10 protein-coding genes are annotated in these 11,890 nt (G+C 74.4%); 5 read left to right on the top strand and 5 right to left on the bottom strand.

Going from position 1 to position 11,890, the window contains the following annotated elements:
• Positions 1–164: 164 nt before the first annotated feature.
• Both pdxH and CP973_RS36000 read left to right on the top strand, forming a co-directional pair.
• Positions 165–860: a pyridoxamine 5'-phosphate oxidase gene (gene pdxH / locus CP973_RS36005; RefSeq protein WP_244410206.1), complete on the top strand. Its 696-nt coding sequence runs from the start codon at positions 165–167 to the stop codon at positions 858–860.
• A 620-nt stretch (positions 861–1,480) separates the two neighbouring features.
• A complete protein-coding gene (locus tag CP973_RS36000) occupies positions 1,481–2,797 on the top strand; it encodes a PAS domain-containing protein (protein WP_425282080.1) in 1,317 nt (438 codons plus the stop codon).
• Between the two features lie 121 nt (positions 2,798–2,918).
• Here CP973_RS36000 and CP973_RS35995 read toward each other — a convergent pair whose 3' ends face one another.
• Positions 2,919–3,677, bottom strand: a complete 759-nt coding sequence (locus tag CP973_RS35995) for an SIS domain-containing protein (protein WP_150248328.1) — start codon at positions 3,675–3,677, stop codon at positions 2,919–2,921.
• A gap of 406 nt (positions 3,678–4,083) precedes the next feature.
• On the opposite strand from CP973_RS35995, the gene CP973_RS35990 reads away from it, so the two are divergent.
• From CP973_RS35990 to CP973_RS35980, 3 genes are all read left to right on the top strand, one after another.
• On the top strand, positions 4,084–4,776 hold the full coding sequence (locus tag CP973_RS35990) for an iron-dependent transcriptional repressor DtxR (RefSeq protein ID WP_150248326.1): 693 nt from the start codon (positions 4,084–4,086) through the stop codon (positions 4,774–4,776).
• A gap of 829 nt (positions 4,777–5,605) precedes the next feature.
• A complete protein-coding gene (locus tag CP973_RS35985; RefSeq protein WP_150248324.1) occupies positions 5,606–6,481 on the top strand; it encodes an alpha/beta fold hydrolase in 876 nt (291 codons plus the stop codon).
• 158 nt (positions 6,482–6,639) lie between these two features.
• Entirely contained in the window at positions 6,640–7,608 is a 969-nt protein-coding gene (locus tag CP973_RS35980) for an NAD-dependent epimerase/dehydratase family protein (RefSeq protein ID WP_150248323.1), read from the top strand.
• Here the strand turns inward: CP973_RS35980 and CP973_RS35975 are convergent.
• From CP973_RS35975 to CP973_RS35960, 4 genes are all read right to left on the bottom strand, one after another.
• Positions 7,601–8,086, bottom strand: coding sequence for a hypothetical protein (locus tag CP973_RS35975; protein WP_244410205.1), 486 nt, complete (start codon positions 8,084–8,086; stop codon positions 7,601–7,603). The two genes, CP973_RS35980 and CP973_RS35975, sit on opposite strands and share 8 nt — an antisense overlap.
• Positions 8,083–9,744, bottom strand: coding sequence for a transporter (locus CP973_RS35970; RefSeq protein ID WP_150248321.1), 1,662 nt, complete (start codon positions 9,742–9,744; stop codon positions 8,083–8,085). Before CP973_RS35970 ends, CP973_RS35975 begins: the two co-directional genes overlap by 4 nt.
• Positions 9,741–10,598, bottom strand: coding sequence for an ABC transporter ATP-binding protein (locus tag CP973_RS35965; protein ID WP_425282054.1), 858 nt, complete (start codon positions 10,596–10,598; stop codon positions 9,741–9,743). The genes CP973_RS35970 and CP973_RS35965 overlap by 4 nt, the downstream gene beginning before the upstream one ends.
• Before the next feature lie 251 nt (positions 10,599–10,849).
• A complete protein-coding gene (locus tag CP973_RS35960; RefSeq protein WP_150248319.1) occupies positions 10,850–11,521 on the bottom strand; it encodes a bifunctional DNA primase/polymerase in 672 nt (223 codons plus the stop codon).
• Between the last annotated feature and the right edge of the window lie 369 nt (positions 11,522–11,890).

Genomic DNA, 11,890 nt, shown 5'->3' with positions numbered 1-11,890 from the left:
CGCGTTGTCCCGATGCCACAGTGCCCAGCGGCACGATTTTGGCCGGTCCGGCACTTACCGGGAAGCGTGAGATCCGGCACACCGGGCGATTCGCTTACGGGAGGGTTACACCGGGCCGTCCAAGGGCAGACTTCCCTGCCACCCGGCTGCCCCAACAGCCCTTCATGCTGCAAGATGTGGCCGTGCACTCCGCCGACACGCCGCTCCCCGATCCGTTCGATCCTTCCGCCATGCGGGCGCAGTACCGCGCCGAGGGACTCGACGAGACAGACCTCGCCCCCAGCCCTTACGACCAGTTCGCGCGCTGGTTCAAGGAAGCGGCCGCGAGCGGACTGCACGAACCGAACGCGATGGTCGTCTCGACCGCCGACGCGGCCGGCCGCCCCAGCTCAAGGACCGTGCTGCTCAAGCGGTTCGACGAGCACGGCTTCGTGTTCTTCACCAACTACACCAGCCGCAAGGGCCGCGACCTGGCGGAGAACCCGTACGCCTCGCTGCTCTTCCCGTGGCACCCGCTCGCCCGCCAGGTGATCATCACGGGACCGGCCGCCCGCATCGGACGCGATGAGACCGCCGCGTACTTCCGTACCCGCCCGCACGGTTCGCAGCTGGGCGCCTGGGCCAGCGACCAGTCCGCGCCGGTCGCCTCCCGCGCCGAACTGGAGCGCGACTGGGCCCAGCTGGCCGCCCGCTACCCGGAGGGCGAGCAGGTGCCGGCGCCCCCGCACTGGGGCGGCATCCGGGTCGTCGCCGAGACCGTCGAGTTCTGGCAGGGCCGGGAGAACCGCCTGCACGACCGGCTGCGGTACGAGCGGCAGGGGGACGGGGACGGCTGGTCCGTCGTACGGCTGGCGCCCTGAGGGCCGGGCGGGCACCGCTGCGCGCCGGTGCCCGCGCAGGCGTCCGCGCCCGGGAACGCAGACGACCCGCGGGCTGCTTCCCCGCGCCTGAGGCGCGAAGGGCCGGTCGGACGAACCGGCAGCCCGCGGGTCGGGTGACTGCTTGGGATTGGGCCGGCTGCGCGGCTGTCTCCCGCGCTGGTCCGGCGCTGCACACTGAGTGCGACGACGGGCCGCTAGCCCGCAGTCACCTCACGCGTCCGGTGAGAAATCATCTGCCGAACCACCTCCCTTCTCGTGTGCCCCACACCCTAGGAACCGGTCCCGGGACCGCACAACCGAATTTCCCGTGGCGGCGATTTCGGCGAATGGGGTGTGGCCCGCGTCACGTTCCAGTTGAATGATCCGACATGCAGCACGTGCGGCCGCGTTCGTAGGGGGTGCCAGTGGCTGCTTCGTCTTCGTCGTCCTCGTCGTCCTCGTCGCACCGCTTCGAGCCCGTACCGCCCGGGGGGCCGGGCCGGGCCGCGGACCGGGGCGACCCGCCGCGGGACACGTGCGCGGGCGGCCGGCCCGCCGACGGTCCCGACCCGCAGCCGGACAGCGAGGACTCCGGCCTGCTCGCCGCCCTGCTGGACGGCATGGACGCCGCGCTGTGCGCCTTCGGCGCCGACGGCACGGTCACCCACTGGAACCGCGAGGCCGAGCGGCTCCTCGGCTGGACGGCGGCCGAGGCGGTCGGCAGGCAGGGGCTGGCCGGCTGGGCGGTCCGCAAGGAGGACGCCGACGAGGTCGAGGCCGACCTGCTGGCGGCGACCCGTTCGCCCGGACGCCAGGTCCACGAGTTCGCGCTGCTGACGAAGGACGGGCGGCGCGTCCTGGTGCGTACGCAGTCCTCCGCGGTGCTCGGGCCGGACGGCCGCCCGGCGGGCGTGTACTGCGCGTTCAGCGAGGTGCACGCGCAGATCGACCTGGAGCGTTCCATCGCGCTGAGCGAGGCGCTGTTCGTGGACGCCTCCTGGGGCGTGGTGCTGGTCGACGCCGACCTGCGGCCCGCCGTCGTCAACGCGCACGCCGCGCGCGCCCTGGGAATGGGCCGCACGGCCGTCCTGGGGCGCCCGCTGGGCGATCTGCTGAGCCAGGGCGTGGAGGAGCTGGAGAGCGCCCTGACGCACGTCCTGGCGGAGGGCACGCCGCCGGCCGCCGCCGAACTGTGGGTGACGCTCCGGTCCGACGAGGCCGAACAGGTCCGCCGGTGCTGGCGCAGCGGCTTCGTCCGGCTGGCCTCACCGCTGGCGGAGGAGCCCGTACCGCTCGGCGTGGGCTGGATCTTCCAGGACGTCACGGACGCCAAGCGCGCCGAGCAGGAAGCCTCGCTGCTGCGCTTCCGCGCCCAGCAGCTGCACCGCGCGGGCCGGGCCGCGGGGGAGTGCGAGGACCCCAGGGAGGCGGCGGCGGTCCACCTCGACTTCGCGCTGGCGGGGTTCGCCGATCACGGGCTGATCGATGTGGTGGGCGGCGACCGAGGGACCGGTGACGAGGGGGGTGGCGACGCCGGCGCGCCCGCGGACGGCCCGCCCGTTCTCGTACGGGCCATCGCCTCGCCCGCCGGTGCGCCCGGCCCCTCCGAGGCCGTGCCGCCGACCGGCATCCCGGTGGCCTACGGCCCCGGCCACCCGGCCGCCCAGGCGCTGGAACGATGCGGCTCGGTGCGGGCCGGCGCGGGCCCGGCGGTCGCGGAGGGCTGGGCCGCGGCCCGCAAGTGGCCGGACGGCACGGTGCACGGCCTGTGCGTGGTGCTGCGCAGCCGGGGGCGGACGCTGGGCGTGGCGACGTTCCTGCGCGGCCCCTCCCGGCGCCCGTTCGACCGCGCGGACGCGTCGTACGCGGAAGACGTCGCGTCCCGGATCGCGGCGGCGCTGGACCTGGCGGGCGGGCCGGGCGGGCAGGAGCGGTAGACCGCGGGGGTGCCGGCCGGTGGTGGCCCCTGCTGCCCTTACCCGCCTCCGGCGCCTGCACGTGCCTCTGGCGTCCGTACGTGCCGTACCGCCCGTACGCGTCCCGCCGCCCGAACGGTTCCTACTGCCGGTAGTAGATCCGGTCCGCGTACTCCCGCATCACCCGGCCGTTCCAGTCGTGCCCGCCGTCGACGTTCCCGGAGCGCAGCAGCGGCGGCTCGATGCCGCGGTCGGCCAGCACCCCGGCGGCCGTCGCGACCACCGCCTGCATGATCGCGCTGGTGACGACCGTGGAGGCGGGCGCGAACGGCGCCTCGATGCCCGGCACCGTCAACTCCGCGTCGCCCACCGGGATCTTGCTGTCCAGGACGAGGTCGCAGTGGTCCCTGAGGTGGGTGCCGGAGACGTGCCGCGACTTGGTCTCCTCGGCGTACGCCACCGAGGTCAGTCCGATGACCTTCAGGCCGAGCGCCCGCGCGTTCATCGCCATCTCGACGGGCAGCGAGTTGCGCCCGGAGAGCGAGATGATGATCAGCACGTCACCGGCCTCCAGCGGGCTGGTGTCCAGGACGGCCCCGGCCAGCCCGTCCACCCGCTCCAGCGCGCTGCCGAGCGTGGCGGGCCGTACGTCGACGCCGACGACGCCCGGGACGGTCAGCAGGTTCATGATCGCGAGCCCGCCGGCCCGGTAGACGGTGTCCTGGGCGGGGAGCGAGGAGTGCCCGGCGCCGAAGGCGAAGACCCGGCCGCCGGCCTCGACGGTGTCGGCGATCAGCGTGCCGGCCGCGCCGATCCGCTCGTCCTCCTCGTCGCGCACCCGGCGCAGCAGGTCGATCGCGGCGTCGAAGTACTGCCCGGCCAACCGGTTGCTCTCGCCCATCGCCGCGGGGCCCCTCTCGTCGGTGTTCCTCGGTCTTGTACGTTGGTCCTCGTACGTTTGTCCACGTTCTGACGTGTTCCGACGCGTTCCGGCACGTACTGGCGCCCGGCCGGCGCCGGGAAACGCCGCCCCCACCAGTCCCCGCGGTCCCCGTCGGTCCTCGCCCGTGGCGCGGATCACGTTGCGGTCTGGACCAGTGCCCTGTCAATACGGTGTACGCCGCCGCTCGCGACCGGGTGGCAACCTTCCGGCCGCCCGGGCGTCGCCCGGTTGCCGTCCCGCCGCAGGGCGGCGGCCGCTCCGCCGGGTCCCCGGCGGCGGCGGGCGGAGCGGACGCGGAACCGTTGTCAGTGGGATGCGTCAGAATTGAGGTCAGGGCCACCGCACGACACATCGAGGGGCACGCATGTCCGGACTGATCGACACCACGGAGATGTATCTCCGCACCATCCTTGAGCTGGAAGAGGAAGGTGTGGTCCCGATGCGCGCCCGGATCGCGGAGCGGCTCGAACAGAGCGGCCCGACGGTCAGCCAGACCGTGGCGCGCATGGAGCGCGACGGCCTGCTCACGGTCGCCGGTGACCGCCATCTGGAGCTGACCGAGGAGGGCCGCCGGCTGGCGACCCGTGTCATGCGCAAGCACCGCCTCGCCGAGTGCCTGCTCGTCGACGTCATCGGCCTGGAGTGGGAGCAGGTGCACGCCGAGGCGTGCCGCTGGGAGCACGTGATGAGCGAGGCGGTCGAGCGCCGCGTCGTCGAGCTGCTGCGGCATCCGACGGAGTCGCCGTACGGCAATCCGATCCCGGGGCTGGAGGAGCTGGGCGAGAAGGCCGAGGCCGACCCGTTCCTGGACGCCGGGATGGTGAGCCTGATGGACCTGGAGGCCGGCGCGGACGGCAAGACGGTCGTGGTGCGCCGGATCGGCGAGCCCATCCAGGCGGACGCCCAGCTCATGTACACGCTGCGGCGGGCCGGTGTGCAGCCGGGCGCGGTGGTCAGCGTGACCGAGTCGCCCACCGGTGTGCTCATCGGCAGCAGCGGTGAGGCCGCGGAGCTGGAGTCGGAGATCGCCGCGCACGTTTTCGTCGCCAAGCGCTGACCTCGTACGGCCGCCCGTTTCCCCGGCCGGCCTGGCACGACGGCCGGTCCGGTGCGGCGCTCGACGGCCGCTTCGCCGGGCGGAGTTGGCGAACCGCGAGCGGAGCGGCCGGTGGCGTGTCACCCTGGCGCTGAGCATGTGCGCGAGGGCGGCCGGGAGCCGCGCGGCGTGCGTGCGCGCGAGCACGGCGGCTCATGACGTGTGTTGCCTGAGGCCTGGGGCGAGGCGGCCGAGGACGGACGGGGACGGGATGCCCCCTGCCGCCGTGGGCCCGGGCCGGGGAGGGGGCTCGGGTGAGGGGCGGTCCACCGCAATCCCCGGTCCGGCGACCGCGAACACCGCTTCCGGGCCAGGGGTGTCCGGTGCCCGCGCCGCGTTTCGCGCTCGTACGCGCCGCTGGTTGCGCGCGTCGCACGCGTCCCGCGGCTTCCGGGCATTGCACGCGGCCCGCGGTTTTCGCGCATCGCACGCATCGCGCGGCTTTCGCGCACACCGCGACTTCGGCAAGTCGTGAGGGGTTGCCGGCCCGTCCGGTGGGGCAGCGGCCGCCGGCCCGCGCACATCCGGGGCCCCGGCGCTGCGAGCAGCCGGGGCCCCGCCTCCCCATGTCCCCCCGCCAAGACCCGGAGCCCCGAGCTCCCAGGGTCTCTCCCCGTGGGCCCCCTTCCCGGTGGGGCCCGCCTCCCGCTACGTGTCTCCCCTCGGCGACGACCGGCAACCCTTGGGCGTGGTCACCCGAACGAGGGTTATTGAGCGCAGGAACGGCCTACTCGAATAGAGGTTCGATAGTGTGGGGCTGCTCGAAGACCGAATGGGGGTGCCAGGGCTCATGGTGCGCCGTATCGATGTGACGGGTGCCGGCGGCGTCCGGCTCGCCGCCTGGGAGTTCACCGACCCGCCGAAGCCCGGCGGGGGAGGGGAGGAAGGCGAGCGGGACCGCCCGGGGGTGCTCCTCCTGCACGGCCTCATGGGGCGTGCGTCGCACTGGGCCGAGACCGCCCGCTGGCTCGGCTCCCGGTGCCGCCCCGTCGGGCTGGACCAGCGCGGCCACGGCCGCAGCGAGAAACCCCAGGACGGCCCGTACGACCGCGAGGCGTACGTCGCCGACGCCATCGCCGCCGTCGAACAGCTCGGCCTGGCCCCCGCCGTCCTGATAGGCCACTCCATGGGCGCCCTGACGGCCTGGCAGGTGGCCGCCCGCCGGCCCGACCTGGTCAGCGCGCTGGTCGTCTGCGACATGCGGGCCTCGGCCCTGGGCTCGGCCTCGCAGCAGGAGTGGGCGGACTGGTTCCGCTCCTGGCCGGTCCCGTTCGCCACGCTCGCGGACGTACGCAAGTGGTTCGGGGAGGACGACCCGACCCTGGAGCGTCCCGCGCCGGCCCGCGGTGAGTTCTTCGCCGAGGTCATGGCCGAGCGCGCGGACGGCTGGCGGCCGGTCTTCTCCCGCCACCAGATGCTCAGCGCCCGCGAGACCTGGGTCCACGACGCGCACTGGGAGGATCTCGCCCAGGTGCGGTGCCCCACGCTCGTGGTCCGCGGCCTGGACGGCGAACTGGGCCGCGCCGAGGCCCAGGAGATGGTCCGCGTCCTCCCGCGCGGCGTCTACGCCGAGATACCGGACGCCGGGCACTGGCTCCCCTGGGAGGCCCCCGAGGAGTGGCGGGCCGTCCTCGGCCCGTTCCTGGCATCCGTGCTCCCGGCCTGACACACACGGCTCCACAGCGCCGCCCGCACCACTCGGCCCACCCGCAACGCCAGTCACACCCGCGCCACCGCCCGTCCCGACCGCACGACGCCCCGGGGCCGCGGACCCGCCCGGAATTCCGGGCCGCGGCCACCGGAACCCCACTAGGCTCAAAAACCATGCACCTTCTAGTACTTGGCGGCACGTCCTTCGTCGGGCGCGCCATCGTCGAGGATGCCCTGCGGACCGGTGCCGAAGTGACCTTGTTCGGCCGGGGCCGCACCAATCCCGACCTGTTCCCCCAACTGACCCGCCTCATCGGCGACCGCGACACCGGCGACTACGCGGCCCTGCGCGAGGGCGCCTGGGACGCCGTCGTGGACGTCAGCGGCTATGTCCCGCGCCATGTCGGGCAGGCGATGGACGTCCTCGGCGACCGCGTCGGCCGGTATCTGTTCATCTCCAGCCACGCGGTCTACGAACGTACGGGCCTGGCCCCCGGCAGCGACGAGGACACCCCGCGCCGCCCGCCCGTCCGGGACACCGAGGAGCTGAGCGAGGCCACGTACGGCCCGCTCAAAGTGGCCTGTGAGGACGATGTGACGGCCCGGTACGGCGACCGGGCGACGATCGTACGGCCGGGCAAGGTGGCCGGGCCGCACGACTCGATGGACACGTTCACCTACTGGGTACGCCGTGCCGCGCGCGGCGGCCGGGTCGCGCTGCCGGGCGACCCCGCGCAACCGGTGCAGGTCGTCGACTCGCGGGATCTGGCCCGCTTGGTGGTGCGGTTGATCACCGACGACCGGCCCGGTGCCTTCCAGGCGGTGGGCCCGGCGGAGCCGACGACGCTCGGCGGGCTGATCGGGACGTGCGCGCGGGCCGCCGGCACCGAGGTCGAGATCGTCCCGGTCCCTTCCGAGGGCGCGCCGCCGATGTTCCCGCTCGTCCGCCCGAACTGGCCGACCCAGCAGCGCAGCGCGGCCCGCGCGCGTCGGGCGGGCCTCCCCGCGACGCCGTTGGAGGTCACCGCGGCCGACGTCCTGGCCTGGGACCGCGCCCGCGGCGAGCCGCCGCTCCGCCTCGGCTACACGCCCGAGGAGGAGAGCGCGGTCCTCGCGAACCAGGCGCCCGGCTCGTTCACGTAGCGGCGGTCCGGCCGAACGCACGGTGCAGGGCACCGCTCGTCGCGACGACGAACAGGCCGAAGAGCGTGATGGGCAGCAGGCCGACCGGGCGCAGCAACTGTGCCCAGTCGGCCTGTAGGGACGGCCAGTTGCCGGTCCAGTTCGCGGTGACGTCCGTGGTCATCACACCGCACGCCAGCCACACCCCCGCCCGCCGCAGCCGCACCACCAGCAGCGCGGCCAACGGGTCGAGGACCACCAGGCCGATGAAGTACACCTCGTAGGACACGTGCGGGTAGGTGGCGTAGACGTGGATGCCGCCGCGTGCGAGGTCGAGCAGGTGGGCGCACGCTCCCTGCGCGAAGCCGATCGCGTACACCACCGTGACCCACCGCGCCCACACCGGCAGCCGGCCCCACCGATGCCGGAGGCCCTGCCCGGCCCCGCCCGTGAGGCCCGCGGGCGGGTGCCCCCGGGCCTCCCCCGTCGCTCCGCTCATCCCTTGCTGACCGCCCCCAGGATCTCCGGCAGCCGCGCCACCACCCGGGGCGCGGCGATCCGCATCCCGAGGAGCGCGACGCCGACGCCGTACGCCGCCCCCACCGGCACCAGCAGCCACAGCAGACCGTGCAGCCCCGCCACGTGCAGCCAGATCGTCAGCCCGGCCATCGGGGCCGCGAACACGGTGCTCACCAGCATCCCGCCGAGCAGGCTGAACCAGGCGATGGCGCCCTGCCCCGGGGCGATGTTCTTGTTGCCCTCCGAGGGGATCGAGTACGGGAACAGCGCCGAGGCCAGCGCGCCCGTCGCCACCAGCGCGCCGAGCAGCGCCAGCGACAGCCCGTAGACGTCCCAGAACGCGGACCACGGGCCGAGGAGGGCCGCCGCGCCGACCACGACCACCGTCACGAACGGCACCGCCGCCAGCGCCAGGCCCAACGCCCGCCCGCGCAGCTCCAGGTAGGCGTCGCGCGGTGTGGAGATCGTCGAGGCGACCATCCAGAACGCCGAGGTGTCCTGCCCGAACTGGTTGTACATCTGCATGCCCAGCAGGGCCGAGGCGGAGAACGCCGTGTAGATGCTGCCGTTGCCCTGGACGACGGAGATGACCGGGATCAGCAGGCCGACGCCGAACGCCATCGCCCAGCCCATCTTGGTCTTCGGGTCGCGCCAGGCGTAGCGCAGCATCCGCAGCATGACCGGACCCGTACGGCCTTCCGGCAGCAGCCGTTGCAGCCCGCCGCCCGCGGAACGCCGCTTGCGCCCGCTGTCCTTCTCGACGGCCTGGAGGGTGGACGAGTCGGGCGAGGTCATCACCGTCGTCAGCGTGCGCTGCCACCACCACAGCAGCAGGACGAGTGCCACCGCGGCCAGCGCCAGGCCCACTACGGCGCGTCCGTACGCCCCCTCGCTCGCCGCGCGTACCGCGTCCACGGCCGAGGCGGGCGGGATCCACCGCACGATGTCGGACGCGGGCTCCAGGGCGGACAGCCCGGCCGCCCCCGCCCCGAACAGCTTCTGCGAGGCGAGGTTCACGGCCTGCCCGCCGAGCGCGATGAACAGGCCGCTCAGCACGGCCAGGTCGCGGCCCCGGCGGCTGGTCAGCAGCCGTACGTTGGCGGTGGCCACGGCCCGCGCCAGCGCCACGCACACCAGGATGACCAGGACCACGGCGAGCACACCGGTCACCGTGGCCGCCGCGCCGTGCGCCAGCATGATCACCGAGCCGGCGGCCAGCGCCAGGGTGAAGACCGGGCCGATGCCCACCAGGGACGCCGTCAGCAGCGCGGCGATCAGCGGCCGGGGCCGCAGGGGCAGCATGACCAGCCGCGTCGGGTCCAGGGTCTCGTCGCTGGCCGGGAAGAACAGCGGCATCACCGCCCAGCCCAGCGTCAGCAGGGCCACCAGCAGCACGCCCAGCGCGCCCGCGTGCGCGACGCCGCGCAGGGCCACCAGGCCGACCAGCACGCCCGCCGCACACAGCAGGGCCACCAGCAGCGACGCCACATACGCGACGGTCCGGCCGGACGACTGGCGCAGCCCGTTGCGCAGCAGGGACAGCTTGAGGCGGACGAAGACGGAGGTGAGCGACGGGCCCGGGGCCGCGGCGGAACCGCCGGGCGTACGGGTGAGCGCCGCGGAGGTGGAGGCGGTCATCGGGCGCCCCCGCCGCCCAGCCAGTCCAGGTCGTGCCCGGCGGCGCGGCCGCCCGCGCCGACCAGTTCGAGGAACGCGTCCTGGAGGGTCGGCGCGTCGCCGCGTACCTCCGCGAGCGGCCCGTCCGACCGGATGCGCCCGCCGGCCATCACCGCCACCCAGTCGCACAGCGACTCCACCAGCTCCATCACATGGCTGGAGAAGACGACGGTGGCCCCGGACGAGGTGTAGCGCTCCAGGACGCCGCGGATGGTCTGCGCGGACACCGGGTCCACGCCCTCGAACGGCTCGTCCAGGAACAGGATCTCGGGATTGTGCAGCAGCGCCGCCGCCAGACCGATCTTCTTGCGCATGCCGGTCGAGTAGTCCACGACGAGCTTGTTCTGCGCGCCGGACAGGTCCAGGACTTCGAGCAGCTGGTCGGCGCGCTTGTCGACCTCGGCACCGGGCAGCCCCCGCAGCCGCCCGATGTACGACAGCAGCTCACGGCCGGACAGCCGCTCGAACAGGCGCAGTCCCTCGGGCAGTACGCCGATCCGGGACTTCACCGTGACCGGGTCCTGCCACACGTCGTGGCCGCCGATCTCCACCTGCCCGGCGTCCGGGCGCAGCAGGCCGGTCACCATCGACAGGGTGGTGGTCTTGCCCGCGCCGTTCGGGCCGACCAGGCCGATGAACCGGCCCGCGGGCAGCGTCAGGTCGATCCCCGCGACGGCGACCTGCTCGCCGTACTTCTTCCACAGCCCCCGTACGCGGACGGCTGGCGGCACCGCCCCGTCCTGCCCGGCGGCCGGTCCGGCCGGTGCCGCGCCGGCTGCGGCCGGCTGGTCGATGTGTTCCGGTTTTCTGGCCACCTGGCCTGCCCTTCCACGTCCCCGCGGGGGCCGGTCGTACCCCCGTCCGCGGTCCACGATACGGGCGGGTGTGCGACGCGGCCGTACGGCAGGTTGGACGAGCGGCAAGGAGTGCGCGGGGGCGCGCGGAACGGCCGGGGAGCCCGGCGCACACGCCCGGGGCAGCGGAGGGCGCATGCCCGCCGTACGGGAGGGGCCGGGGCCCCGCCCGGGGGACGGGTGGCCGTGCCGTCCCGCCGGAGCCGACGGTCCTACCGCCCCCGCGCCGCCACGGCTTCCCGCGCACAGGCGTACGCGAGCGGACTGATCAGTTCCTCCGCGTCCGGCAGCCAGCGGTTGGCGGCGGTGGGCCTGCGCGCCCACTGCACCGCCCCGTGCGCCCCCATGCGCGTCGGCGGCGCGGCGACGTAATCGCCGTCGCCCCGCGTGATCAGGTCCAGCGCCGCGGGCGCCCAGCCCAGGTGCCGTACCAGTTCGGGCACCTTGACCGAGGCGCCCGGCAGCACGAAGAACAGCATCCGCCGGTCGGGGGTGCTGGAGACCGGGCCGAGCTGCAGGCCCATGCGTTCCATCCGGGCCAGGGCCAGGCAGCCGGCGGCCTCGGGCACGTCGAGCACTTCGAACGTACGGCCCGTCGGCAACAGGATCGAGGCGCGTGGAGTCCTGCTCCACAGGCGGCGGGCGGCCGTCGCGCTGCCGGTGGCGTGGCCGGCCCAGCCGGGCGCCGTGGGGTGCGCGCCGGGCGCGGAGCAGTCGGCCGCACCGCACGAGCAGCGCGGCACCCCGCCCTCGTCTTCGAGCCATGCGCCGGGCAGCACGTCCCAATGCCGCTCCTCCGCGTAACGCACCGCAGTTTCGATCAACAGCTCGCCTCGCTGCTCGGTGACCTGAGAGGCTCCTGTGACTCCGATGGTGTCTTCCACGTGGTGGACAACTTCCCCTGTCACCAAGGGTTACGGCCGACACGTGCACCACCCCGGCGCATCGTTCCCGCACGTGGGGCGCATGGAAGCATGTCCGGGGGCGCGTGCGGGGTGGCGTCCGGAGAACGGGTAGCCACCTGCGTGACGGGCGGAGAGGCCGCCCGGCGGCAAGGCCGCGGCACGGCCGTGACGGTCCCGGAGCGAACGCCGGGCCCGCCCGGGGCGGCGGCGTCGCCAGCAGAACGCGGGCACCGCACGCCGGGTCCCGGAGCGTCGATTTCCGGCATCACCGTCCCACCGAAGCGCGGAGCGGCAGGGCCTACCGGACACCGCAATCCGGCGGAGCGATCCGCCGGCCGGCCGGTCCGT

Source organism: Streptomyces albofaciens JCM 4342 (genome assembly GCF_008634025.1).
Taxonomy (GTDB): Bacteria; Actinomycetota; Actinomycetes; order Streptomycetales; family Streptomycetaceae; genus Streptomyces; species Streptomyces albofaciens.
Note: the sequence above shows the minus strand (reverse complement) of the source record. Positions and strands in the feature narration are given on the sequence as shown.

Coding starts and splice junctions, on each gene's coding strand:
- CP973_RS35990 (WP_150248326.1), top strand. CDS start 4,084: ATGTCCGGACTGATCGACACCACGGAGATGTATCTCCGCACCATCCTT.
- CP973_RS35975 (WP_244410205.1), bottom strand. CDS start 8,086: ATGAGCGGAGCGACGGGGGAGGCCCGGGGGCACCCGCCCGCGGGCCTC.
- CP973_RS36000 (WP_425282080.1), top strand. CDS start 1,481: ATGGACGCCGCGCTGTGCGCCTTCGGCGCCGACGGCACGGTCACCCAC.
- pdxH (WP_244410206.1), top strand. CDS start 165: ATGCTGCAAGATGTGGCCGTGCACTCCGCCGACACGCCGCTCCCCGAT.
- CP973_RS35985 (WP_150248324.1), top strand. CDS start 5,606: ATGGTGCGCCGTATCGATGTGACGGGTGCCGGCGGCGTCCGGCTCGCC.
- CP973_RS35995 (WP_150248328.1), bottom strand. CDS start 3,677: ATGGGCGAGAGCAACCGGTTGGCCGGGCAGTACTTCGACGCCGCGATC.
- CP973_RS35980 (WP_150248323.1), top strand. CDS start 6,640: ATGCACCTTCTAGTACTTGGCGGCACGTCCTTCGTCGGGCGCGCCATC.
- CP973_RS35970 (WP_150248321.1), bottom strand. CDS start 9,744: ATGACCGCCTCCACCTCCGCGGCGCTCACCCGTACGCCCGGCGGTTCC.